The organism is Streptomyces blastmyceticus (assembly GCF_039521185.1).
Classification (GTDB): domain Bacteria; phylum Actinomycetota; class Actinomycetes; order Streptomycetales; family Streptomycetaceae; genus Streptomyces; species Streptomyces blastmyceticus.
In genome coordinates this window covers 25,108-49,486 of sequence record NZ_BAAABW010000033.1, presented here as the reverse complement: position 1 = coordinate 49,486, position 24,379 = coordinate 25,108, and the positions used below count along the sequence as shown (strand labels likewise).

At 71.3% G+C, this 24,379-nt stretch carries 23 protein-coding genes; 17 read left to right on the top strand and 6 right to left on the bottom strand.

Going from position 1 to position 24,379, the window contains the following annotated elements:
• The 9 genes from ABD269_RS30645 (at nucleotide 1) to ABD269_RS30605 (ending at nucleotide 7,569) form a co-directional block, all read left to right on the top strand.
• Nucleotides 1-621: a riboflavin synthase gene (locus tag ABD269_RS30645; RefSeq protein ID WP_344123201.1), complete on the top strand. Its 621-nt coding sequence runs from the start codon at nucleotides 1-3 to the stop codon at nucleotides 619-621.
• Between the two features lie 73 nt (nucleotides 622-694).
• Complete coding sequence (locus tag ABD269_RS30640) at nucleotides 695-1,360, top strand: nicotinamide mononucleotide transporter family protein (RefSeq protein WP_344123199.1); 666 nt, start codon at nucleotides 695-697, stop codon at nucleotides 1,358-1,360.
• Nucleotides 1,361-1,377: 17 nt separating this feature from the next.
• On the top strand, nucleotides 1,378-2,658 hold the full coding sequence (locus tag ABD269_RS30635) for a bifunctional 3,4-dihydroxy-2-butanone-4-phosphate synthase/GTP cyclohydrolase II (RefSeq protein ID WP_344123197.1): 1,281 nt from the start codon (nucleotides 1,378-1,380) through the stop codon (nucleotides 2,656-2,658).
• 55 nt (nucleotides 2,659-2,713) lie between these two features.
• Nucleotides 2,714-3,199, top strand: coding sequence for a 6,7-dimethyl-8-ribityllumazine synthase (ribH, locus tag ABD269_RS30630; RefSeq protein WP_301889156.1), 486 nt, complete (start codon nucleotides 2,714-2,716; stop codon nucleotides 3,197-3,199).
• A gap of 33 nt (nucleotides 3,200-3,232) precedes the next feature.
• On the top strand, nucleotides 3,233-3,505 hold the full coding sequence (locus ABD269_RS30625) for a phosphoribosyl-ATP diphosphatase (protein WP_116210688.1): 273 nt from the start codon (nucleotides 3,233-3,235) through the stop codon (nucleotides 3,503-3,505).
• Nucleotides 3,506-3,565: 60 nt separating this feature from the next.
• The gene (gene hisG / locus ABD269_RS30620) at nucleotides 3,566-4,414 is read left to right on the top strand and encodes an ATP phosphoribosyltransferase (protein WP_301889158.1); all 849 of its coding nucleotides are present in this window, start codon (nucleotides 3,566-3,568) and stop codon (nucleotides 4,412-4,414) included.
• A 51-nt stretch (nucleotides 4,415-4,465) separates the two neighbouring features.
• Entirely contained in the window at nucleotides 4,466-4,921 is a 456-nt protein-coding gene (locus ABD269_RS30615) for a PH domain-containing protein (RefSeq protein WP_344123193.1), read from the top strand.
• Between the two features lie 201 nt (nucleotides 4,922-5,122).
• Nucleotides 5,123-6,460, top strand: a complete 1,338-nt coding sequence (locus ABD269_RS30610; protein WP_344123191.1) for a hemolysin family protein — start codon at nucleotides 5,123-5,125, stop codon at nucleotides 6,458-6,460.
• On the top strand, nucleotides 6,457-7,569 hold the full coding sequence (locus ABD269_RS30605; RefSeq protein WP_301889162.1) for a hemolysin family protein: 1,113 nt from the start codon (nucleotides 6,457-6,459) through the stop codon (nucleotides 7,567-7,569). Before ABD269_RS30610 ends, ABD269_RS30605 begins: the two co-directional genes overlap by 4 nt.
• An 84-nt stretch (nucleotides 7,570-7,653) precedes the next feature.
• On the opposite strand, the gene ABD269_RS30600 is transcribed toward ABD269_RS30605, so the two are convergent.
• Complete coding sequence (locus tag ABD269_RS30600; RefSeq protein ID WP_344123188.1) at nucleotides 7,654-9,573, bottom strand: AAA family ATPase; 1,920 nt, start codon at nucleotides 9,571-9,573, stop codon at nucleotides 7,654-7,656.
• Between the two features lie 480 nt (nucleotides 9,574-10,053).
• Nucleotides 10,054-10,641, bottom strand: coding sequence for a uridine kinase family protein (locus ABD269_RS30595; protein ID WP_344123186.1), 588 nt, complete (start codon nucleotides 10,639-10,641; stop codon nucleotides 10,054-10,056).
• A gap of 145 nt (nucleotides 10,642-10,786) precedes the next feature.
• Here ABD269_RS30595 and ABD269_RS30590 point away from each other — a divergent pair, with 145 nt between their 5' ends.
• From ABD269_RS30590 to ABD269_RS30575, 4 genes are all read left to right on the top strand, one after another.
• Nucleotides 10,787-12,127 carry a peptidase C39 family protein gene (locus ABD269_RS30590; RefSeq protein WP_344123184.1) on the top strand — a complete coding sequence of 447 codons (1,341 nt, stop codon included), beginning with the start codon at nucleotides 10,787-10,789 and terminating at the stop codon, nucleotides 12,125-12,127.
• 155 nt (nucleotides 12,128-12,282) lie between these two features.
• Complete coding sequence (locus ABD269_RS30585) at nucleotides 12,283-12,897, top strand: GNAT family N-acetyltransferase (RefSeq protein WP_344123257.1); 615 nt, start codon at nucleotides 12,283-12,285, stop codon at nucleotides 12,895-12,897.
• A gap of 279 nt (nucleotides 12,898-13,176) precedes the next feature.
• Nucleotides 13,177-14,016, top strand: coding sequence for an SAM-dependent methyltransferase (locus ABD269_RS30580; protein WP_301889168.1), 840 nt, complete (start codon nucleotides 13,177-13,179; stop codon nucleotides 14,014-14,016).
• A 404-nt stretch (nucleotides 14,017-14,420) separates the two neighbouring features.
• Entirely contained in the window at nucleotides 14,421-16,589 is a 2,169-nt protein-coding gene (locus tag ABD269_RS30575) for a putative bifunctional diguanylate cyclase/phosphodiesterase (RefSeq protein WP_344123255.1), read from the top strand.
• A 65-nt stretch (nucleotides 16,590-16,654) separates the two neighbouring features.
• On the opposite strand, the gene ABD269_RS30570 is transcribed toward ABD269_RS30575, so the two are convergent.
• On the bottom strand, nucleotides 16,655-17,041 hold the full coding sequence (locus tag ABD269_RS30570) for a DUF779 domain-containing protein (RefSeq protein ID WP_301889169.1): 387 nt from the start codon (nucleotides 17,039-17,041) through the stop codon (nucleotides 16,655-16,657).
• Nucleotides 17,042-17,238: 197 nt separating this feature from the next.
• Here ABD269_RS30570 and ABD269_RS30565 point away from each other — a divergent pair, with 197 nt between their 5' ends.
• Nucleotides 17,239-17,901, top strand: a complete 663-nt coding sequence (locus ABD269_RS30565; protein ID WP_344123180.1) for a GGDEF domain-containing protein — start codon at nucleotides 17,239-17,241, stop codon at nucleotides 17,899-17,901.
• Between the two features lie 57 nt (nucleotides 17,902-17,958).
• On the opposite strand, the gene ABD269_RS30560 is transcribed toward ABD269_RS30565, so the two are convergent.
• From ABD269_RS30560 to ABD269_RS30550, 3 genes are all read right to left on the bottom strand, one after another.
• On the bottom strand, nucleotides 17,959-18,741 hold the full coding sequence (locus tag ABD269_RS30560; RefSeq protein ID WP_301889171.1) for a Crp/Fnr family transcriptional regulator: 783 nt from the start codon (nucleotides 18,739-18,741) through the stop codon (nucleotides 17,959-17,961).
• Between the two features lie 23 nt (nucleotides 18,742-18,764).
• Nucleotides 18,765-18,965, bottom strand: coding sequence for a hypothetical protein (locus ABD269_RS30555; RefSeq protein ID WP_116210676.1), 201 nt, complete (start codon nucleotides 18,963-18,965; stop codon nucleotides 18,765-18,767).
• Nucleotides 18,966-19,418: 453 nt separating this feature from the next.
• Nucleotides 19,419-19,685, bottom strand: coding sequence for a hypothetical protein (locus ABD269_RS30550; protein WP_344123177.1), 267 nt, complete (start codon nucleotides 19,683-19,685; stop codon nucleotides 19,419-19,421).
• A 169-nt stretch (nucleotides 19,686-19,854) separates the two neighbouring features.
• On the opposite strand from ABD269_RS30550, the gene ABD269_RS30545 reads away from it, so the two are divergent.
• Genes ABD269_RS30545 through ABD269_RS30535 form a run of 3 tightly spaced genes read left to right on the top strand, consistent with a single transcriptional unit; the run spans nucleotide 19,855 to nucleotide 24,367 of the window.
• Entirely contained in the window at nucleotides 19,855-21,147 is a 1,293-nt protein-coding gene (locus ABD269_RS30545; RefSeq protein WP_344123175.1) for a B12-binding domain-containing radical SAM protein, read from the top strand.
• Nucleotides 21,144-22,670 carry a B12-binding domain-containing radical SAM protein gene (locus ABD269_RS30540; RefSeq protein ID WP_344123173.1) on the top strand — a complete coding sequence of 509 codons (1,527 nt, stop codon included), beginning with the start codon at nucleotides 21,144-21,146 and terminating at the stop codon, nucleotides 22,668-22,670. Before ABD269_RS30545 ends, ABD269_RS30540 begins: the two co-directional genes overlap by 4 nt.
• Entirely contained in the window at nucleotides 22,667-24,367 is a 1,701-nt protein-coding gene (locus tag ABD269_RS30535; protein ID WP_344123171.1) for an AMP-binding protein, read from the top strand. The genes ABD269_RS30540 and ABD269_RS30535 overlap by 4 nt, the downstream gene beginning before the upstream one ends.
• Nucleotides 24,368-24,379: the final 12 nt, after the last annotated feature.

The window sequence follows — 24,379 nt, the reverse complement described above, 5'->3', positions numbered from 1 at the left end:
GTGTTCACCGGAATCGTCGAAGAACTGGGCGAGGTCGTCGCCGTCGAGAACCGCGGTGACTCCTCGGTCTTCCGGCTGCGCGGCCCCGTCGTCACCGAAGGCGCCAAGCACGGCGACTCGATCGCCGTCAACGGCGTCTGCCTCACCGTCGTGGACACCGCCGACGGCGAGTTCACCGCCGATGTGATGGCCGAGTCCCTCAAGCGCTCCAGCCTCGGCGCCCTCGCCCCCGGCTCCCGGGTGAACCTCGAACGGCCCATGGCACTCGGCGGCCGTCTCGGCGGCCACATCGTGCAGGGCCACGTCGACGGCACCGGCACCGTCGTGGCGCGCACCCCCGGCGAGCACTGGGAGATCGTCAGGATCGCCCTCCCGGCCGGGCTGCGCCGCTATGTTGTCGACAAGGGCTCCATCACCGTCGACGGCGTCAGCCTGACCGTGGTCGAGGCGGGCGAGGACTTCTTCACCGTCAGCCTCATCCCCACCACGCTCCAGCTGACCACCCTGGGCATCAAGCAGCCCGGCGACCCCGTCAACCTGGAGGTGGACGTGCTCGCCAAGTACGTCGAGCGGCTCCTGGCCGACGGCGCGGTCCCCGGCACCGGGGAGCGGGTGGCATGAGCGAGCGCAGCGAGCGAATCATTGAAAGGTGCGTGCCGCGCGAAGGCGGGCCCGAGCGAAGCGAGGGACGCGCATGAGCGCCGTGCAGTGGCTCAACGGCGAGGCGTTCGCCGTCCTCGGACAGCACGTCATCTGGTCCGACATGATCGGCAACACCGTGGGCCTCGTCGCGCTCGCCCTCGGCTGGCGGCGCTCCATATGGACCTGGCCCGCCCAGTTCCTCTCCGGCGTGATCCTCGTCGCCGCCTACGCCTCCGCCCACCTCAGCGGCGGCATCGGCAAGCAGCTCCTGGTCATCGGCGTCGCGCTGTGGGGCTGGCGGCAGTGGCAGCGCGGCAGGCGCGACGCCCAGGACGGCTCGATCGCCGTCCGCTTCGCGACCTGGCGCGAGCGGGGCCTGTTGCTGGCGGGCACCGCGCTCGGCACGCTCGCCGTCGGCGCCCTCTTCACCGCCGTGCCCGAACTGTCCTGGAACCCCTGGCCGGACGCGTACATCTTCGTCGGCACGCTCGCCGCGATGGTCTGCCAGGCCCGCGGATTCATCGAATTCTGGTTCGCCTGGCTGCTCGTGGACGTCGTCGGCGTCCCGCTCGCCTTCAGCAGCGGGCTCGCCTTCTCCGGCCTCGTCTACGTCGTCTACCTCGCCCTCGTCCTGTGGGGCATGCGCGACTGGTGGCTGCGCTCCCGCGCCCGTACGAGCGCCGCGGAACAGACCGCACTGGAAGGGGCACTGTCATGACCGAAGGAAGAGGAATCATGACCGTCGTGCAGAACCGGTCCGAGACCGAGGATTTCGCCCTCGACCCGGTCGAGCGCGCCATCGCCGACATCGCGGCCGGGCGGCCCGTCGTCGTCGTGGACGACGAGAACCGCGAGAACGAGGGCGACCTCGTCGTCGCCGCCGAGAAGGTCACCACCGAGATCGTCGCGTTCATGATGAGCGAGTGCCGCGGTCTGATCTGCGTGCCGCTGGAGGAGCCGGACATCGCCCGGCTCGACCTGCCGCAGATGGTCGAGGCCAACACCGAGTCGATGCGCACCGCTTTCACCGTCTCCGTCGACGCCGCCCCCGCCCACGGCACCTCCACCGGGATCTCCGCCGCGGACCGCGCCGCCACCATCCGGCTGCTCGCCGACCCCACGGCCGCCCCCGGCGACTTCGTCCGCCCCGGCCACGTCTTCCCGCTGCGCGCCAGGCCCGGCGGCGTCCTCGTCCGCAACGGCCACACCGAGGCGGGCGTGGACCTCGCCCGCCTCGCCGGGCTGCGCCCCGCCGCCGCGATCGTGGAGATCGCGGGCGAGGACGGCGCGATGCTGCGGCTGCCCGAGCTGATCCCCTTCGCCCGCAAGCACGGCCTCGCGGTCATCTCCATCGAGGACCTGATCGCCTACCGCCGGTCCGCCGAGCCCACCGTCCGGCGCGAGGCCGAGACCCGGCTGCCCACCGCCTTCGGCGACTTCCGGGCCGTCGGCTACCGCTCGACCGTCGACGGCGTCGAGCACATCGCCCTCGTCGCGGGCGAGGTCGGCGACGGCGAGGACGTCCTCGTACGCGTCCACTCCGAGTGCCTCACCGGCGACGTCTTCGGCTCGCTGCGCTGCGACTGCGGCCCGCAGCTGCACGCCTCGCTCGAACGGATCACCGCCGAGGGCCGGGGCGTGGTCCTCTACCTCCGCGGCCACGAGGGGCGCGGCATCGGCCTGCTGCCCAAGCTGCGCGCCTACGAGCTCCAGGAGGACGGGCGCGACACGCTGGACGCCAACCTGGAGCTCGGCCTGCCCGCCGACGGCCGCGACTACGCGGCCGGCGCGCGGATCCTCGCCGACCTCGGGGTGCGCTCGCTGCGGCTGATGACCAACAACCCCGACAAGACCGCGGCCCTCGTCCGGCACGGCCTGGAGGTCACCGGGCGCGAGCCGATGCCCGTCAAGGCGGGCGAGCACAACCTCCGCTACCTGCGGACCAAGCGGGACCGGATGGGGCACGACCTGCCCTGGCTCGACCCCGACCCGGTCTCCGCCTGCGGCAACCAGTAATCCACCCGACCGATCCACCCGACCGTCACCCGATTCAGAAACCCCGAGGAGAAACGTGAGCGGCAAGGGCGCCCCCGAGCTGAGTGTGCGGAACTGCCAGGACCTGCGCGTGGCCGTGATCGCCGCGCAGTGGCACGAGAAGGTGATGGACGGACTCGTCGACGGCGCCCTGCGCGCCCTGCACGACCTCGGCATCGACGAGCCGACCCTGCTGCGCGTGCCCGGCAGCTGGGAACTCCCCGTCGTCGCCAAGGTGATGGCGGGCCGCGGCTACGACGCGATCGTCGCCCTCGGCGTCGTGATCCGCGGCGGCACCCCCCACTTCGACTACGTGTGCCAGGGCGTCACCCAGGGCCTCGCCCAGGTCTCCGCCGACACCGGGGTCCCCATCGGCTTCGGCGTCCTCACCTGCGACGACGAGGCGCAGGCCCTGGACCGGGCGGGCATCGAGGGCTCGCACGAGGACAAGGGACACGAGGCCGTCACCGCGGCCGTCGCCACCGCGGCGATCCTCCGCTCGGTGTCCGAGCCCTGGCACTGAAGCCGGCGGGGACCGGCGTAGGGTAGGACCACCATGTCCAAGAAGACGTTCGAGGAGCTCTTCACCGAGCTCCAGCAGAAGGCCGCCACCGGCGACCCCGCCACCTCCCGCACCGCCGAGCTCGTGGGCAAGGGCGTCCATGCCATCGGCAAGAAGGTGGTCGAGGAGGCCGCCGAGGTATGGATGGCCGCCGAGTACGAGGGCGCCGACGCCACGGCCGAGGAGATCTCCCAGCTCCTCTACCACGTTCAGGTGATGATGGTCGCCCGGGGAATCTCCCTCGACGACGTATACGCTCACCTCTGATTCAGCACCACCCCGGCAACATCCCCCCCAGCATCCCCACGCACAAAGGAAAACGACCTCATGCTGCGCATCGCCGTCCCCAACAAGGGTTCTCTCTCCGAGCCTGCGTCGGCGATGCTCCATGAGGCCGGATACCGGCAGCGCAAGGACCGCAGGGAACTGGTCCTGGTCGACGCCGCCAACGACGTCGAGTTCTTCTTCCTGCGCCCCCGCGACATCGCGGTCTACGTGGGCTCCGGCAAGCTCGACATCGGCATCACCGGCCGGGACCTCCTGCTGGACTCCGGCTCGCGGGCCGAGGAGATCATGCAGCTCGGCTTCGCCGGGTCCACCTTCCGCTACGCGACCCGCCCGGGCACCGCGAAGGATGTGAGCGAGTTCGGCGGGATGACCGTCGCCACGTCCTTCTCCGGCCTGGTCACCAAGCACCTCGCCGACAACGGCGTGGACGCCTCCGTCGTCCACCTCGACGGCGCCGTCGAGACCGCCATCCAGCTCGGCGTCGCCGAGATCATCGCGGATGTCGTCGAGACCGGCACCACCCTGCGCAACGCCGGACTGGAGATCATCGGCGAGCCGATCCTGGAGTCCGAGGCGATCGTCATCCGCCGCTCCGGCGCCCCGGCCGACGACCCCAAGGTCCAGCAGTTCCTCCGCCGCATGCAGGGCGTCCTCGTCGCCCGCCGCTACGTGATGATGGACTACGACATCCGGGTCGAGCACGTCGAGCGCGCCGTCGCCCTCACCCCCGGACTGGAGTCGCCCACCGTCTCCCCGCTGCACCACGAGGGCTGGGTCGCGGTCCGCTCCATGGTCCCGGCCAAGGACGCCCAGCGGATCATGGACGAGCTCTACGACCTGGGCGCGCGCGCCATCCTCACCACCGGCATCCACGCCTGCCGCCTCTGACGGCCCGTCCCACCCCGCACGCGAGCCCCGACGCCGAGAGAACGTAACGACGTGTCCACCCCCGCACCGCTGCCGGAGCTTCCGGTCACCTTCCGCCCGACCGTCACCCGGGCCGTACTGCTCGGCCTCGGTGCCGCGCTGTTCGCCGTGCTCACGGCGGGTGCCTGGCTGACCGGCAGCTTCACGGCGGGGGACCGGGCCACCTTCACGGCCGCCGGACTCTTCGTCTTCGGGATCCTCGCGCTGCTCGCCCGCCCCAAGGTCGTCGCCACCGAGGACGGCGTCACCGTCGTCAATCTGGCGACGACCCGTCGGCTGGCCTGGGCCCAGATCGTCCGCGTCAATCTGCGCGCCGGCGACCCCTGGGTCCGCCTCGACCTCTCCGACGGCACCACCCTGCCCGCCATGGGCATCCAGCCGGGCATCGCCAAGCACCAGGCCGTCGCCCACGCCCGCGCGCTGCGGGCCCTCGCCGAGGCGCACGGCACCGCACGGTCCGCGACCTGACCGCGGCCGACCGCCCCGAGATCGCGAGTCCTTGATTACTCTGGTGCCACGGGCACACCTTGCCCCGCCCCGCACCGCGCGAACCCGCCGTGGTCCCCACGGCCCAGCGGGGCACCTGCGAACCGAGGAGTGACTCCCTCCGGCAATGGACGGATCGTCCTGTAGTACCTGCGCCGCCGCCCACCGTGACGAGGCGGCGGCATGAGTGTCACCGTGTCCCTGCTGCTCCTGGCGGCAGCACTGCTCCTCATCCTCGCGAACGGCTTCTTCGTCGCCGCCGAGTTCGGCCTGGTGACCGTCGAGAAGCCGGAGGCCGAACGGGCCGCCGCCGACGGCGACCGCCGCGCCCGCACCGTCGTCGCCTCCCTGCGCGAGCTGTCCTTCCAGCTCTCGGGCACCCAACTCGGCATCACCATCACCTCCTTGGTGGTCGGCATGCTCGCGGAGCCCGCACTCGGCGGACTGCTCACCGGACCGCTCACCCTCGCCGGACTGCCCGGCGGCGCCGCCCCCGGGGTCGCCGTCGTGACCGGCATGCTGATCGCGTCCGCCGTCCAGATGGTCATCGGCGAACTGGTGCCCAAGAACTGGGCCGTCTCCCGGCCCCTCCAGGTCGCCCGGTTCGTCGCCGGCCCGCAGCACGCCTTCGCGCACTTCTTCCGGCCCGTGATCACCCTGCTCAACACCGTCGCCAACCGGCTCGTACGGGCCCTGGGCGTCGAGCCCGCCGAGGAGCTGGCCTCCGCCCGCACCCCCGGCGAACTCGTCTCCCTCGCCCGCCACTCGGCCCGCGCCGGCACCCTGGAGCAGGACACCGCCGACCTGTTCGTACGCACCCTCTCGCTCGGCGAGCTCACCGCCCAGCACGTGATGACCCCCCGGGTGAAGGTCAGCGCCCTCCAGTCCACCGCGACCGCCGAGGACGTCCTCAACCTCACCCGCGCCACCGGCCTCTCCCGCTTCCCGGTCTACCGGGAGCGCCTGGACGAGGTCGTCGGCATGGTCCACCTCAAGGACGCCCTCGCGGTCCCCGGCCACGACCGGCTGCGCACCCCGGTCGGCCGGATCGCGGTCGCGCCCATGCTCGTACCGGAGACCCTACCCGTGCAGCCGCTGCTGGAGCAGCTGCGCAGCGAGCAGCCGATAGCCGTCGTCGTCGACGAGTACGGCGGCACGGCCGGCGTGGTGACCCTGGAGGACATCGTCGAGGAGCTCGTCGGAGACGTGCGCGACGAGCACGACCACGAGGACGCCCACCGGCCCGAACTGGCCCCCGTCGCCTGCGAGGACGGCCGCTCGGCGTGGGACGCCGACGGCGGCTGCCGGGTCGACACCCTGCGCCGCGTCGGCCTGGAGGCGCCCGACGGCCCCTACGAGACCGTGGCCGGTCTGGTCGCCGGTCTGCTCGGCCGGATCCCCGCCCCCGGCGACACCGCGGAGCTGCCCGGCTGGCGGCTGTCCGTGCGGCAGGTGGCGCACCACCGCGCCGAACGGGTGCGCCTCGTGCGCACCACCGGTGCCAAGGGGGAGCAGCGATGAGCGTGCTGCAACTCCTCTTCGCCGTGCTGCTGGTGCTCGCCAACGGCTTCTTCGTGGGCGCCGAGTTCGCGCTCGTGTCCGTGCGCCGCAGCCAGATCGAGCCGAAGGCCGCCGAGGGCTCGGCGCGCGCCCGCACGGTGCTGACCGGTCTCGAGAACCTGCCGCAGATGATGGCGGCCGCGCAGTTCGGCATCACCATCTGCTCGCTGACCCTCGGCGCGGTCGCCGAGCCGACGGTCGCGCACCTGCTGGAGCCCCTCTTCCATGCGGTGGGGCTGCCCGACGGGCTGGTCCATCCGCTGGGCTATGTGATCGCCCTGGCCCTCGTGGTCTTCCTCCACCTCGTCATCGGCGAGATGGTGCCGAAGAACCTCGCGATGTCGGCGCCCGACCGCGCCGCGCTGTGGCTCGGCCCGGGGCTCGTCGCCTTCGCCCGGCTGTGCCGGCCGGTCACGGCCCTCCTCGGCGCCTGCGCGCACGCGGTGCTGAGGCTGTTCCGGGTCGAGCCCAAGGACGAGGTCGAGGCGGTGTTCACCAGCGAGCAGCTCAACCGCCTGGTGGAGGACTCCCGCCAGGCCGGTCTCCTCGAACCGGCGGAGCAGGAGCGGCTGGAGGACGCGCTGGAGCTGGGCAGCCGCCCGGTCACCGACGTCCTCCTCGACCCGGCGGCGCTGGTCACGGTCGCCCCGTCCGTCACCCCCCGGCAGATCGAGGAGCTGACCGTGCGCACCGGCTTCTCCCGCTTCCCGGTGGCCGGGCCCGGCGGCGCCTTCATGGGCTACCTGCACGTGAAGGACGTCCTGGACCTGGAGGACCGCGAACGGGCCGTGCCGCAGCACGTCTGGCGGCGCGTCGAGACCCTGCGCGCGGAGCTCCCGCTGGACGACGCGCTCACCGTGATGCGGCGGGCGGCGGCGCACTTGGCGGCTGTCGCCGATGCGTCGGGGAGGGTGCTCGGGCTTGTGGCGCTGGAGGACGTGCTGGAGATGCTGGTGGGTGAGGTGCGCGATCCTTCGCATCGGATGGCCCCGCCGGCTCCTGTGCGGGTGAGCGATCCGCGGCTGGAGCCGTTGCTGCTGCCGCAGGAGCGGGGTGTGATGACGGCCTGAGGGCCGGGGGTCTTTCCCCAGCCTCGCCCCCTCGCCGCTTGTCCTCAAACGTCGGACGGGCTGAATATTCAGCCCGTCCGACGTTTACGGAGGATCCTGCGGGTCGCGGGACTCCCGGCGGGGGGACGACCAGCCCGGGCCCGACAGGACCTCGCCGTATGCCTGCATCAGGTCCGCCAGGCGGAGCGTGGCGAGGTCGTCGCGAGTGGGGGTGCCCGCGTACCCCGACAGGCGCAGATCGCGGTACGCGCAGCTCTTCTCGTAGAGCGTGCGCAGGAAGCGGCCGTTGCCGAGCTCGTCGATCCATCCCTGCTCGACGACGTGGGCGCTGATGCTGCGCAGCTCGTCCAGCGCCTCCTCGTCCCACTGGTCGCCGTTCTCCGCGGCCAGCACCTCCCCGATGCTGGTGAGTTCGCGGGGGCGGTAGCTGGGGAAGTCCACCCGGGTGGTGAAGCGGGAGCCCAGGCCGGGGTTGGTGGCGAGCAGCCGGTCCATGCCCTCGGGGTAGCCGGCGAGGATGACGACCAGGCGGTCGCGATTGTCCTCGGCGCGCTTGAGCAGCACCTGGAGGGCCTCGTCGCCGTAGGCGTCGCCCTTGGTGTAGCCGGAGTTGGAGAGGCTGTACGCCTCGTCGACGAAGAGCACCCCGCCGAGCGCCGAGTCGATCAGCTCATTGGCCTTGACCGCCGTCTGCCCGAGGAACTCGCCGACCAGGTCGGCGCGCTGGGCCTCCACCAGATGGTCGCCGCCGAGTAGCCCCAGGGCGTAGAAGACCCGGCCCAGGATGCGGGCCACCGTGGTCTTGCCGGTGCCCGAGGGGCCGGAGAAGACGAAGTGCCGCTTGGGCGGCTGCACGGGCAGCCCCTGCCCGGCCCGCAGCCGCGCCATGTGCAGCTGGGCGGACAGCGCCCGCACCTGACGTTTGACGGGCTCCAGGCCCACCATCCGCTCCAGCTCGGAGAGGGCCTTCGCCAGGAGCACCGGGTCGGAGGGGCCCGGCACCGGCTGGGGCGCGGGCTGTCCTGGCACCGGGATGCGGGACATCCGGCGCATGCCGTCGGGGCCGGCCTGCGCCGTCCCCGAGGGCTCGGGGCCGGTGCCCGTCAGCAGGTCGCGGCCGCCGGGGAGGTCCGGCGCGGACAGCAGGTCCGGCTCGCCCGCCGGGTCGGCGGGACCCCCGGGGTCCTGGCCGGGCGGCCCGCCCGACGGCACCGACGCCAGGTCCAGGTGCTCGTCCAGGCCGTCCCCGTCGGCGATGGCGGTGAGCCGGGCGGAGGTGTCCATGAACGACGGGTCGACGCGGTGCACGGCGCGGTAGAGGGGGAGGGCGGCGGCGCTGCGGCCGGTGCCCTCGTGGGCGCGGGCCAGCCAGTAGCGCAGTTCCTTGCGCTGCGGCTGCTCGCTGCGGCAGCGCATCAGGGCGGCGGCCAGCAGCGGTTCGGCCTGGCCGTACATCTCCAGGCGCACCCGGGCCATGCCGCCGAACAGCCCGGCCTCGATGCCCAGCAGCGGGTCGTCGAGCAGCGGCTCGGTGTGCCGGACGAGCTGCTCCCAGTCCTTGACGAGGTAGGCGCGGCACGCGTGCAGGAAGCGGGCCTGGAGGTCGGTGTCGACGGGCGGGCAGTCGGCCAGGGCCCGGTCCAGCTCGGGCACATGGCGGCCGTCGAGCCAGTGCGACGCGTGGGCGAGGAGCAGGTCGCGGCCGCTCTCCAGTACTGGCTGGACCCACCAGCCCAGCCAGTACCAGGAGTTGAGGGTGCGCCGGTGGCGGGTGCGCTGCTCTCCGAACCGCTCGCGGTGGCGGTACATGCGCAGCAGTGCGGTGGTCGTCTCGGCGCGCAGGGCGTGCAGCCCGAGCCAGGCGTCGGCCATGCCGGGGTCCGCCCGGACCGCGGCCCGGAACTCCTCCTCGGCCTGTGCGTACGCGCCCATGGTGTACGCGTCGACGGCGCGCAGCCAGGCGAGATCGGCCGGGGCGGGTGGGCCCTGCATGCCGATGTCCATCACGTCCCCCACAAACCCTGCCCCCGTAGCGTGCTGCCGGGCGATTGCCCGGCGCGCCTTTGCCGAACCGCTGTGCTGTGGACGGGAGTTGACCAGTGTGCCGACACGCCAGCCGATAGGTGTGCCGACTGGCATCGTACCTGCGTGGTCGGCATGGGCCGAAGGGTGCCGCACCGCTGTTCACGGCGCGGGGGCGATCCCGAGGGGCCGGAAAGCGCTCCGGAAGATGGTCACCCAGTGTGAAGGGGACGGCGGAGCAAAGTGCTCAAAAGGGCGTTCCGCGGAGAGTACGAAGCCCCCGATCACGGGGGAACAACCGGGGGCTTCGCGTCCTGGGGCTGCTTGTGTCAGCTGCCTAATGAGAACGTAAGTCCTGTACGCCCCCTCGGTCAAGCGGAGTTGGCGCACTCGGCGGGGATCGGTCGGCGACGGCGGGCGGACCGGCCCCGGTTGCTCACCGAGCGTGACGACGGGGGCGGTTCACGGGCTCTCGTGGGGTCCCGGCAGCACCTCGTACCCCTCCTGGCACTGGCGAATCAGGAGTTGTGCGCGCGGGCGCGTCGGGTCCGTCGCGAAGTGGCGCTGCTCCGCTCGCTTCCAGCCGTCCCAGAAATCGGTCAGTTCGGGACCGTCACGGAGTTGACCCCTTTCCCACGAGCTCTCATGGGTCAACTCCATCCACAGCAGGCATGCCAGATGGGGCGACAGCTCCCGGCGGCCGGCTCCCACGCCCTCCACGAGCACGACCGGCGCGGCCGGCAGCTCGCGCTCCTCCGCGAACCGCCGCGCCACCCAGTCGTAGGCGCGGTAGCGGGCGGTCTCGCCCCGGGCCAGCGGTTCGAGGACCCAGGAGCGCAGCCGTCCGGTCCACGCGAAGAGCTCCTCGTGGGTGGCGAGATCGTCCAGATGGAGGACCGGGGCGCCGCCGAGGGCGGCCGCGAGGCGGGCGGCGAAGGTGGTCTTGCCGGAGCCGGCGTGGCCGTCGACGGCGACCAGGCGGGTGCGGCCGATGGACGGGGGCAGGGCGCGCAGCCTCTGGGCGAGGGCCTCGACTGAGGGTTCGTTCACCGCACCACGGTAGGCCCCGACCGGCGGTTCTTCCCCACCCCGCCCGTTCCCGGACCGGGGTCCGGGGCGGCGCCCCGGTTCGGGAAGCGGCGGGGTGGGGACAATCGCTTCGCCCCCGACCCGTCCCCGACCACGAGGCCCGATCATGAGCAGACCCACACCCCGCCGCACCGTCCTGGCCGCCGCCCTCGGAGCGGCCGCCGCCGCGGTCATCACCCCCGGGCCCGCCGTCGCGGCCCCTTCCGGAGGAGGACGCATCGACTACCGCGCCTGGCTCACCCCCGCCGACTGGCGGCACGGCACCGCCCGCGGCACGTGTCCCCGCACCGGCCACCGCACGGGTCTGGTCATCGACCGCGCCGTGGGCACCCTCGACTATCCCGACCCGCACACCGGCACCACGGCCACCTGGGAGTACGCCACCTGGACCGGCCCGGTCCACCGGATGCCCGCCCCCGCGAGCGAGATCGTCGCCTCATGGAACGCCCACGCGCCCGCCGGCACCTGGCTCCAGGTGGAGCTCCGCGGCGCCTACACCGACGGCGGGCACACCCCCTGGTACGTGATGGGCCGCTGGACCGCCGGCGACGCGCCCGGTGACATCCGGCGCACCTCCGTCGACGGGCAGAAGGACGGCAAGAGCAACGTCTCCACCGACACCCTCGCCGTCGACAGCACGGCGACGGGCCTCCGGTTCGTCTCGTACGAGCTGCGCCTCACCCTCTGCCGCAGGCCCGGCAGCGGCCTCACCCCCATGGTGTGGCGGCTCGGCGCCATGGGCTCCGACATCCCCGACCGCTTCACCGTGCCGGCCTCGGCGCCGGGGGAGGCGTGCGAGCTGAAGGTGCCGCACTATTCGCAGGAGATCCACAAGGGGCAGTACCCGCAGTACGACAACGGCGGCGAGGCGTGGTGCAGCCCGACCTCCTCGCAGATGGTCCTCGCGTACTGGGGCCGGGTGCCGTCCGCCGCGGACCTCGCGTGGGTGGACCGGTCCTACGCCGATCCGCAGGTCTGCCATGCCGCCCGCTACACGTACGACTACCAGTACCAGGGCTGCGGCAACTGGCCGTTCAACGCCGCCTATGCCGCGACGTACCACGACATGCAGGCCGTGATCACCCGGCTGCGCTCCCTGAACGACGTGGAGAGACTGATCCACGCGAGGATCCCCGTGATCACCTCGCAGTCCTTCCTCGCCTCCGAACTCGACGGCGCGGGCTACGGCACCGCGGGCCACCTGATGTGCGTCGTCGGCTTCACCCGGGACGGCGATGTGGTGGCCAACGACCCGGCGAGCCCGTCGGACGCCGCGGTCCGACGCGTATACAAACGCCGTCAGTTCGAGAACATCTGGCTGCGCACGAAGCGCCACAATGCGCAGGGGCAGGTCAAGAGCGGTACGGGAGGGGTCTGCTATCTCTACTTCCCGGCCGAGCCGTCGGGCGCGCAGCGCCGGGCACTGGCCGCCGTCGGCGTCCGCTGACGCTCCCGCCCCGGTGAATGCCGCCGCATTCACCGGCATTCGTCAGCGGTCGCCGGGCGGTGGCGCATTCGGGCCGAGCGCGCTCGACCGGTCCGTACGATCGACGGGAACGTGAACGCCACGTCAATTCGTACGCAGGGGAAGCGACCGTGACCATGCATCAGGAAGCCGCCGGCACAACGGGAATACGCCGGGCGGTGAAGGCGGAGCGGGACGAGATCAGCCTGCTGATCGGGGAGGCGTTCATGGCCGACCCGGTCAGCGGCTGGGTCTTCCCGGACGAGGAGTACCGGCGCGCGGTCCACCCGGTCTTCTTCGGCGTGTATCTCGACGCGGCGCTGCGCGACGGCTGGGTCGACGTGACCGACGACCTCTCGGCGGCCGCGCTGTGGCTGCCGGTCCGGGCCGCCGACGGCGGCCCGGAGGAGGACGACGAGCTGGGCGGGCGGCTCGCCGGGGCCGCGCCGGGCAACGACCGCGCCCGGGTCGTCGGCGAGCTGACGGGCCTCGCGCACCCCATGGACCGCTCGCACTACTACCTGCCGGTCATCGTCGCGGCCCCCGGCCGCCGCAGCCAGGGCCGCGGGCGGGCGCTGCTGACGCCCGTCCTGGACCGCTGCGACCGGGAGGGCATGCCCGCCTATCTGGAGGCGAGCAACGAGCGCAGCAAGGCGCTGTACGAGCGCCTCGGCTTCGTCTCCACGGGCACGGTCGTCGACCTGCCCGACGGCCCCCGGATGTGGCCGATGTGGCGGGAGCCCCGGCCCTGAGTGGACGGCCGTTCGTTGCATGATCAAATCGATGTGGGACCGTATAAAGGGTTGTGCACGTGCCTGCTGTGGCCGTAGAGGTATGTGATGGGGGAAGTGAGAGAGATGGATCTCACGTGCGAATGTGGTTTTGGGGTACTTCGGGGGGAGCACCCGCAAGGGGCAGGGGCGAACCGCAGTTAAATGCGGATCGTTGTTTTCCGCTTGCTTCTTCCATTCGAACGGGCGATCAGTAGCCTCTGCTCACACGTCCGTTCGATGAGCTGGAGAGACAGACTGATGGAGCGTCCCACCTGGGCCCCCCAAGGCATCGACCTTTCCGTGCCGAGCGTGTCCCGCATCTACGACTACTACCTGGGCGGCTCGCACAACTTCGAGGTCGACCGGGAGGCCGGGCGCCGGGCCATCGACGCCTTCCCGGGCCTGCCGAAGGTCATGCAGGCCAACCGGGCCTTCATGCGGCGCGCCGTGCGGTACGCCGTCGGCCGGGGCGTGACGCAGTTCCTCGACATCGGCTCCGGCATCCCGACCTTCGGCAACGTCCACGAGATCGCCCAGGACGCGGACCCCGCGGCGCACGTCGTCTACGTCGACCACGACCCGGTCGCCGTCGCGCACAGCCGGGCCGTCCTCGCGGGCAACGCGCGCGCCGCTATCGCGGCCGCGGACCTGCGGGCGCCGCGGGACATCCTGGAGGGCGAGGAGGTCGGCAGGCTCCTCGACCTGCGGCGGCCGGTCGCGCTGCTGCTGGTGGCCGTCCTGCACTTCATGGAGGACCGCGAGGACCCGTGGGGCGCCGTCGCGGAGCTGCGCGACGCGCTGGCCCCCGGCAGCCTGCTGATCCTCACCCACGCCACCACCGACAGCGGCCCGATCAAGCCGGAGGAGGGCGAGCGGGTGGAGGGCGTCTACCGCGGGGTCGGTTCGCCGCTGCTGATGCGTTCGCACGCCGAGGTGGCCCGCTTCTTCGACGGGTTCGAGATGGTCGAGCCCGGCCTGGTGGCCATGCCGATGTGGCGGCCCGAGGCCCCGTCGACGGGCCCCGGCGGCGCCATGGGGGGCACGGACGACGATCCGGCGATGTACGTGGGCTTCGCCGGGGTGGGGCGCAAGCCGTGACCGAAACAGCGAGCGGAACCATAAGCGGAATCGGAAGCAGAACCGGGGCCGGGGCGGCTGCCGGGAGCGGGGCGACGGCCCTGGACGCCGCGGCCGGCCGGGCCGCCGGGTTCTGCGTACGCGACGGCCGGGCACCGGACCGCCCCCCGCAGGACGGCCACTTGGGGGCCGGACGAACGGAAGGCGACCGGACGGGGGCCGAGGACCCCTGCTGCGAGGAGGGCCTCACGGAGCCGGGGGAGCCGTTCGGCTTCCATGCCAGGGGACGCAACACCCATGCGTACCGCGAGCGGCATCCGGAACCGGACACGGACCCGGCCGCGGAACCGGAGCGCGCACCGGACGGCCGGGCCGGCGGCCCCCGGGGCATCGGCGTCCAGGGCCCCGACGGCCGGGCCCTCGGGATCCTCGGCGGCCTCGTACGCGACGGCGGCCCCGCCCGTGACGACAGCCTCAGGCGCTTCGCCGCGATCTGGAGCCGTACGGTCTATCCGGCGACGGCCACCCACCTGACCCGCGCCGAGTTCGAGGACCACCTCGTCCCCCTCGCCGGACGGCTCGGCGCCGCCCTGCGCACCCGCCCGTTCGATCCCGCACCCGCCGCCGAGGTCGGCGCCGCGCTCGTGGGCGCCCACTGCACCGACCCCGAGGCCCTGCCGCTGATCCTCGGCGCCATCGACTCCTACCTCCTCGTCTACTGCCCGCCCGGCGGCACCCTCTCCGACACCGAGGCCCGCGCCCGGTGCGCCCGCCTCCAGCACTCCCTCGCCGCCGGCTTCGCCGGTGCCCTGCGCGAGCGCACCCTGGCCGAGCAGGAAGCCCTCTCCCGCGCCGCGCTGGCCGCGCAGGCCGAGACGGAGAAGGCCCTGCACACCAGCGAGGCCCGGTTCCGCGCGGTGTTCGAGGGCGCCGCCATCGGCGTCGGCATCGCGGACGTAGAGGGCCGCATCATGGACGTCAACGACGCCCTCACCCGGATGTTCGGCGGCATGGCCCACGACGTGACCGGCCGCAACGTCGGCGAGATGGTCCACCCCGACGACTCGCCCGACGTCTGGGGCCTCTACAAAGAGCTGATCAGCGGCGAACGCGACTACTACCGCGTCGAGAAGCCGTACTACCGTGGCGACGGCAGCGTGCTGTGGACCGACCTGTCCGTGGCCCTCCTGCGCGACGCCCACGGCCGGCCCCAGTACCAGCTCGCGCTCATGGAGGACATCACCGAGCGCAGGCTCCTCCACGAGCGGCTGCGCTACGAGGCCACCCACGACGCCCTCACCGGCCTGCCCAACCGCACCCTGTTCTTCGAGAGCATCGACCGCGCGCTCAGCACGGCCGGGGACGACGGCACGCCCGCCCGCTTCGGCCTGTGCTACCTCGACCTCGACGGCTTCAAGGCCGTCAACGACAGCCTCGGCCACGCCGTCGGCGACGAGCTCCTCGTCGACGTCGCCGAGCGCCTGCGCGCCTGCGCCACCGGCCCCGCCGAACTCGTCGCCCGGCTCGGCGGCGACGAGTTCGTGGCCCTCCTCACCGGCCCGTCCGCGCAGGCCGACGCCATCGCCCTGGCCCGCCGCATGCTGACCGCGCTCTCCCGCCCGATCCGGCTCGACGGCCGCGACCTGTCCGTACGGGCCAGCATCGGCATCGTCGACGGGGCCGCCGGCGAGCTGGGCGCCGCGGAGGTGCTGCGCAGCGCCGACATCACGATGTACCGCGCCAAGGCCGCGGGCGGCAACCGCTACGAACTGGCCGACGCGGACTCCGACGCCCGGGTCATCGCCCGGCACAGCCTCACCAACCGGCTGCCCGCGGCGCTCGACAACAGCGAGTTCTTCATCGAGTACCAGCCGCTCGTCGGCCTCGCCGACGGTGCGGTGCGCGGCGCGGAGGCGCTCGTGCGCTGGTTGCACCCCGTCCACGGCGTGCTCGGCCCCGACCAGTTCATCCCGCTCGCGGAGAGCACCGGCCTGATCGTGCCGCTCGGCCGCTGGGTCCTGGAGGAGTCCCTCCGGCAGGCGCGGGCCTGGTGGCAGGAGGGCTCGGGCCAGGCGCCCATGCGCGTCAACGTCAACCTCTCGCCCTCCCAGCTGCGTTACCCCTCCCTGGTCGCCGACACCGTCGCCGTCCTGGAGAACGCGGGCCTCGCCCCCTCCGCGCTCTGCCTGGAGGTCACCGAGAACGCCCTGATCGGCGCCGACGAGGAAGAGCTGCGCCCGCTGCGCGAACTCGCCGACATGGGTGTGGACATCGCGCTCGACGACTTCGGCACCGGCTACTCCAACCTCTCCTACCTGCGCCGGCTGCCCGTCAGCACGCTCAAGCTGGACCGCTCCTTCACCCGCGGCATGCAGCGCGCCCCTGCCGACCCGGTCGACGTGAAGATCGTCGAGGGAATCGTCTCCCTCGCCCACACGCTCGACCTGTCGGTCACGGTCGAGGGCGTCGAGACCGGCACCCAGGCCGAACACCTGCGGATCCTGGGCTGCGACACCGCGCAGGGCTGGTACTACGCGAGGCCCGGCCCGCCGGAGCGCTTGCGCATGCTGTCGCTGGTGGACGCGGCGTCCTAGGGGCGGTGCCGCCGTCCGCCGGGCGGGCCCGGCGGACGGCACTCCGTGGCCCGGTCCGGCCGCCTTCAGCCCCGCTCGAACGCGCCCGCCTCCGCGTCCGTCAACAGCCGCGACCGCACCAGGAACCGCACGCCCTCCGGCGCCTCCAGCGAGAACCCGCTGCCCCGCCCCGCCACCACGTCCACCGTCAGATGCGTGTGCCGCCACCGCTCGAACTGGTCTGCCGACATCCAGAACCCGATCGGCTCCGGCACCCCCTCCACCGCGAGCGAGGCCAGCAGCACATCGGAGGCACCCGTACGGAACTCGCCGTACGGATAGCACATCGGTGAACTGCCGTCGCAACAGCCGCCGGACTGATGGAACATCAGCGGCCCGTGTGCCTCCCGGAGCCGGCGGATCAGCCGGGCGGCGGCGGGGGTGAGCGCTACGCGGGAGAGGTCCTTGTCCATTCGGACAGCCTGCACCGGAACGGGCGCCGCCCGCCAGACGCGGTGGCTCCCGCATGCGAACGTCCCCGTGAGGGAGCGGAGTTGGCACCGATCGAGCGGAAAGGGGGGATCTCCAGCATGACCGGACCACTCACCGGCCCGCACGCGCCGAGTCCGCGAAGCCGTGGCGGGCCAGCTCTCTGTTCGGAAGGTGCTCGATGAACCTCCTCGTCCAGGCCCTGCCCATAGCGGCCCCGACCGTCGGCTGGGCAGCGCACGCGATCGTCCTCGTCCGTCGCCTGCGCACCGCCCGCACCGACCCCCTCACCGGCCTCATGTGCCGCGATGAGTTCACCACCCGGGCGCGGCGGGCCGTCAGGCACCCGGACGCCGCCGTGCTGCTCCTCGACCTCAACGGCTTCAAGCAGATCAACGACACCCACGGCCACGCCGTGGGGGACCGGGTCATCGCTGCGGTCGGGCGGCGCCTCGACGCGTGGTGCCGGGAGCACGGCGGGTTCGCGGCGCGGCTGGGCGGCGACGAGTACACCGCCGTGATCCGCCTCGCACCGGACGCCGACCTGGACGGCGAGCTGACGTACGGCCTCTCGGCCCGGCTCTCCGCACCGCTCGACACCGGTGCCGTCACCCTCTCGCCCCGCGCGTCGATCGGCCTGTGCCGCGTCGGCCGTCGGCCCGGTGCCGGGCTGTCGGACCTGCTGCGCGGCGCGGACGAGGCGATGTACACCGCGAAGCGCCTCGGCCTGCACTGGCGGCCGGCCGGCCCGGTCGACGTCTACCCCACCGCCAACGGCCGCCGCGCGGGCCGCCCGGGCACGCATCTGACCCTGCTCCCCACCACCCGGAGGAGGGCCTCGTAGCCCCGCACGGGCGGCCTCGCGCGGGGCCCGCTCCCGTTTCCCGTCGGCCGGGACGGCCTACAGCTCCGGCAGTTCGGGCAAGGGGGACGGCGGTGGTGGCGGGCCCTTTCCCGCTTTGGCCTTCGACGTCAGCTTTCCCTCGGCGAGGGATCTCAGCATGTCGACGTGTTTGACCGCGTAATGGCGGTGCCCGGTCGTCAGAATTCCCATCATGCGCATTTCCGCCATGACGTTCTCGATGGTCGCCCGGCCGAGCATCAGGGCCTCACCGAGTTCCGCCTGGGTCGGTCCCGATACCTCGACCGAGGAATCGGGCAGCAGCCGGGAACTCACACCGGACGTCCGGTGCAGTTCCAGCAGCAGGGTGCAGACGCGCTGAATGGGCGAGTGCCGGGAGTTGGCGTACACCCGGTCGTTCGTCTCCAGGCGTTCGGCGATGCTCGCGGCCACGCCTTTCATGATGGAGATGTCGCTCTCGGCGAGCATGCGCATCCGGGACATCGCGCAGGACAGCGTCCAGGTGGTGGTCAGGCATTCGGCCGCCGAAGGATTCGCCGCCTCGTTGACGATCTCCACGTCCCCGAGCAGGGAGTCGGCCCCGCGGAAGCGCAGGGTGGCGGACCCCGCGGACGTGGCCCGCTCCGCCACGCAGCCGGACAGGACGAAATGCACCTCGCCCGCCCCCGGGGCGGCTCCGCGCAGCCGGTCCCCCCTTCCGTACTGCCTGCTGACCAGGTGGTCGCCGAGAGCGTCCCGCACGTGTCCGGGCAGGGAGGTGAAGAAGCGGACCGAGCGCGCCCGTTCGGCCTGCCGTATCACCCGCTCGTTCAGCGTCGCCATCCAGTCCGGAGGAAGTCGACGGCTCAACGACCCACCCCTGACGCCGGGGACACCGGCCTCGGCGGCGGCGCCGAGGGCATCGTGTGGAGCTCGTCGACCAGCGGCACCATCGCACCGACCAGGGTGGCCAGCGCGACGATCGTCGCCGCTATTCGCATCGGTTGTCCGGCCAGGCGTTTGATCGCGTAGACCACGACGAACGCAATGATCGCAAAGATCGTCACCGCTGCGACAAGAAATGCGGCGTTTCCGCTCTCCACCGTTGATCTCCACTTCCGCGTGAAGTGACTTGGCTTGGCAGGTCCAGTTCATCCTTGCCCGTTGGTCCGGACCGGCGCCCGTGGTGAGCGGGCGCCCCGAACGAGCGAACTCGGGTAGCCCAGAAGCGTATCCGACAGAGCGGGTACCCGCGCGCTTCGTCCCTGCACGTAGGGACCCACTCTTGGCAGCCCGGACCACGGTGGAAATCCCGGTACCGCCAAGCGGATTGGCGAGGTGGGCGCTGAATTCGTGTGCTAGGATCCGCGCCCCGACTTCCCTGTGCACAGGGAATATCGACGCCCTCGGCGGCGTGTGCCCGTATCCCCGCGCCTAATTCCCTGACATCAGGGAAAACGCCGCCAGTTCGAGTTAAGGTCCCTGAGGGTAGGGAATCCTGTGCGCAAGTATCGCGTTAGCTAGTCACCGGCCACTGGCTGGGCAGAGCGCTGTCGTTGACCCTGGCAGGTCCAGCGCAGCACGGGCGGTCCCCCGGGGGTGGTGCCCCGGGGGACCGCCCTCTTGAGCCAGGCGTGCGGCACGGTCACCCAGGCGGCGGCCCCGCGCACGGTCAACTCACCGGCCTCGAACGGCACATGCCACCCCTGCCCCACCTCCCGCGCGAGCGCGCTCACCTCGACCGCGCGCAGGTCGAAGGCCCCTTTACGTTCGATGACGGGCCTCATGACCCGCCGCCTCACCGGCGGGACGGCGGGTTGACGCAAAAGATGAGGGGCCGCAGGGGCCGAACGATGGGACCCTTCCAGGACCGAAGCGCTCACCAGTGCGGGAACCGTGCGGCCGCGCGGGACGGGTGTTCGCGGATCGGGACCGGCGATGCGGAGGGGGACGGCGATGAAGAAAGTGCTCCTGACAACTGCTCCCATGGAGGCCTTGGTCGAGCCGAACGGGATCGGCGGGAACTGGTACGACCGGACCGACACGTATATGGCCTGGACGTGTGCGGTGGACCTCGAGGACCGGCTGTCCGTGACATGCCCGCCGACCGGTCTCCGCTTCCTCAAGCACAATGTGCCGGACGTCGAGATCCTCGAGTACCCGACCTGGCAGGAGTATCTCACCGCGCTGAATTCCGAGACGTGGGACATGGTGGGCATCAGCTTCTACACCTGGTCCACGCCGGTCGCGATCGAGATGGCGGAAGCCGCGCGCGAGGCCGGCGTGCCGGAGATCTGGGGCGGAAACTACGGCATCCTCACGCCCGGCATCGACCGTCACTTCACCAGGCTGGTGAAAGGCGCGGGGGAGTCGCCGCTCCATCAGTACGTCTACGGAAAGCCGCTGGAACGGGTGCGGCATCCGGCGATGCTGGGACAGAGCGGCTTCCGGGGCATCAGCTCGCCGGTCGGATATCTCTACTCCAAACGCGGCTGCAACATCGGTTGCACGTTCTGTTCGACGCCGATCTTCAATCCCAAAGAAGAAGCCATCTTCATGGAGGACACGTACGCGGCGCTCGACGCGTACAGGGACGCGAAGGTCGCGCACGTCATCATCTACGACGAGAGCTTCTTCCTCACCAATCACCTGGCGGAGCAGGTCGTGGACGCCCTGGCGGAGCGCGAGCTGCCATGGATCTGTCTGACCCGCGCCGATCTGATCCGGGGCCGGATCCCCGAACTCACCGACCGGTACATGGACGGCGCGATCGTCGGCATCGAGTCCTACCGCGACAAGAACGTCGCCGACGTGAAGAAGCGCGACGATGTCTACAACGTCAGGCAGACGGTGCAGGAGCTGATCGACAACGGCCGCCGGGCGCTGGGCACGTTCATGGTCGGGTTCGCCGAGGACAGCATCGAGGACATGCAGTTCGACATCGAGCAGCTCAACCAGGAAGGGCTGTTCGCCTGCCAGTTGACACTGCTGACCCCCTTCCACGGCACCCGTCTCTACCGGCAGATGGAGCATCTGGTCGACGAGCCGGATCTCAGCAAGCACGATCTGTACAACCTGGTGTGGAAGCACCCGAAGATGAACCGCAGCGAGGCGCGCGATCTGCTCGCCTGGGCCCAGCGCCGGGTCAACGATCCGACCCGCATCGCAGCCAAGCTCAAGCAGGAGATGAAGGAGAAGGTGCGCAAGCAGCTCGCGGACCGGCACCACGACGCGCAGGTCCGCTCATGAAGAGCCTCAACATTCTCTGCGTCCAGCTCGGGTTCCACGACGCCTACCCCGACGCGTCGACGCTGGCGACCACCTACAACGACGGCATCTACTACGTCGCCTCGTTCATCCAGCAGGAGTATCCGGACGCGCGGGTCGAGATGTGCCAGATGTTCTGGGGCGAGAAACCCCAGGACTTTCCCCTCGCGAGCTACGACTACATCCTGATCTCGGCGCTCGCGACACACTTCTGGTCCAACATCGAGACGCTGGAGCTGATCCGGCGCGACAGCCGTCCGGGCTGCGTGGTGATCATGGGCGGGCCCCACGCCGCGTTCGCGCCGTACGAAGCCCTGCGCTACGCCGACTACGCCGTGATCGCCGAGGGGGAGATCCCGTCCGTCCAGCTGATCAAGGCCCTGGAGGCCGGCGAACCCGTCACCGACGTCGACAACCTCGCCTACATCGGTGCCGACGGCGAGCTGACGCTGAACAAGATCGCCCGCTACGGCAATATCGCCAACGCCATCAATCCGAAGTTCCTGGCGCGGGCGCCGAAGCTCCACTGGGCCACGGTCTCGATGTCGCGCGGCTGCCCGTTCGACTGCTCGTTCTGCTACGCGATCCGGCTGCTCGGGCGCCGGTTCCGCACGAAGACCGCGGAGGACGTGCGCAGCGAGCTGGACGCCATCCACCGGCAGACCGGCTGCAACCGGTTCTATGTCACGGATCTGAACTTCACGACCCGCAAGGGCTATTGCCGTGAGATCGCCGAGACGTTCCGCGACCGCGACTACAAGTTCATCGCGATGAGCCGGGTCAACCACGCCGACGACATGGAGCTGGTCCTCGACCTCAAGCGGTCGGGATTCGAGGAATACTGCCTCGGGGTGGAGTCGGAGGACCCCAGTGTCCTCCAGGCGTTCAACAAGCGTGTCGATCCCTCGGAACAGACCCGGCGCCTGTTGCGCTTCGCCGAGAACGACATAGCCATTCACTCCGCGATCATCTTCGGACTGGAGGTCCAGGACCGCCGGGCGATGGAGGCCACCGCGTATTGGTGCGCCGAGGCGCGGATCATGCACCCGGTCTTCGTATGCCTCGCCGAATACCCCTTCCAGGGCCTGCTGTACGGGGCCCGTCAGGACATCGAGGACCACCGGATCATCATGGAGGTGCCCACCTACCAGCATTACTCGTTCGTCGGCATCTTCCCGCGCCATATGCGGCCCAGCGAACTGCAGCGCGGCATTCTCGACAGCTACGGGATCTTCTTCAAGCGGGCATTCGAAATCGAGAAGCGACCGCAGCGGCGGGCTCGCCTCAAGTCGTACTCGCTCAGTGTCGAGCGCGGCCGCGCCGGTATGGAGCAGCACATCCGCTTCCTGGAGGAGCTCGAGAAGCCGTACTACACGGCGTCCGGGACGCTGAAGGAGGACTTGCTGAAGGCCGACTTCGACTCGCGGCACGGCGAGCTCCGTACCTGGCTGGAGCGGTCCTCCAAGCGCACCGATCTGCAGTTCGTGAAGGGGTACGCCCGATGACGGGAGGTCATCGACCGGAGACCGTGATCGACGCGTTGCTCGACAGCGCCCGCCGGACTCCGGACCGGTTGGCGTTCCGTGTGATCGAGAGGTCCGGGGAGGAGTTCGCGCTGGGCTGTGCGGACGTGCACCGCCTCGTCGGACAGGCCGTGGCCGGACTCGAGAAGCACGGGATCGAGGAAGCGGACCGCGTCGTCATCGTCCTTCCCACCTCGCGCGACTTCCTCTCCGTCTATCTCGGCTGTCTGTACGCCGGGGTCGTGCCGATCGTCGTGGCGGAGCCGATGGACGGCCGCATCGCGCACTACGCGGCGAACCTCCGGGGGCTGGCCGAGCACGCGCGGGCCAGGCGGGTCGTCGCGTCCCCGGAGTGGGAGAGCGCGCTCGCGCCGTTGCTGCCGATCCCGGTCGTGACGCCGGACGCCCTCCGCGGATCACCCCTCGACATGGGTCCGCCGCGCGCGACGCCGACGTCGCTCGCCCACCTTCAGGCGACCTCCGGCTCGACCGGCACGCCGAAGCTGGCCGTGATCCGGCACGGCAACATCGCCGCCAACGTCCGTGCGATCGCCGAGGCGATCCGGGGAAATCCCGACGATCTGCTGGTGAGTTGGCTGCCCCTGTTCCACGACATGGGACTCATCGGGATTTCCTACGCGCTCCACTCCCATATTCCGATGGTGCTGGCGGACCCCGTCAACTTCCTGCGGAATCCGCTCTCGTGGCTGCAATGGATCAGCCGCTACCGGGGCACTCTGTCGCCCGCGCCGAGCTCCGCCTTCCACATCTGCGCGCGAGTCGCGAAGCGACGCCCGCCGGACGATCTCGATCTGTCGTCCTGGCGTGTCGCACTGTGCGGCGCGGAGCCGGTGCACGAGAACACGATGCGGGATTTCCAGACGACATTCGGCCATTTCGGCCTGCCCGAAACGACGCTCAGGCCCGTGTACGGGCTCGCGGAGGCGACGCTCGCGGTCACCATTTCCGACGTCGGCCGGCCGTACTCGGTCGACCGCGTCGACACGGAGGCGATCGCGGCGAGGGGACGTGCCGAGCCCCGCTCGGCCGCCGATCCGCACACCACGAGCATGGTGTGCGTGGGCCGGGTGCTGCCCGGCCACCGCCTGCGGGTGATCGACGCGGCCGGGGCGCCCCTGCCCGACCGTGAGATCGGCGAGATAGAGGTGTCAGGACCCAGCGTGATCGACGGCTGCCTCGCGGCTCCGGACGGCGCGGAGGCGGGCGCGTCCGGTGACCGGCTCGAGCGGACGGACGGCTGCCTGCGCACGGGCGACCTCGGCTATCAGGTCGACGGAGAGCTGTATGTCACCGGCCGCCGCAAGGACATCGTGATCATCGCGGGCCGCAACTACATCCCCGACCAGCTGGAGATGTTCGTGGAGGCCGTCACGGAGAGCCCGCGGACCCCGGCGGTCGTCGCGGTCGGCGTCCCCGACCCGGCGCTGCGGACCGAGCAGCTCCACCTCCTGCTCGACGAGCGACTCGCCGACGGCCGCGACCGACGGGACATCACCGGCCGGGTGAGCGACGCGCTCGCGGAGGCGTTCGGCATCGGCGGCGTCACCTTCCACTGGGTCAGCCGGGCCGCGCTCCCTCGCACCACCAGCGGCAAGATCCAGCGCCATCTGTGCCGAAAGATGATCGAAGAACGGTCCACCGCGAGCACGAGCGATTGAGAGGTAGATGCG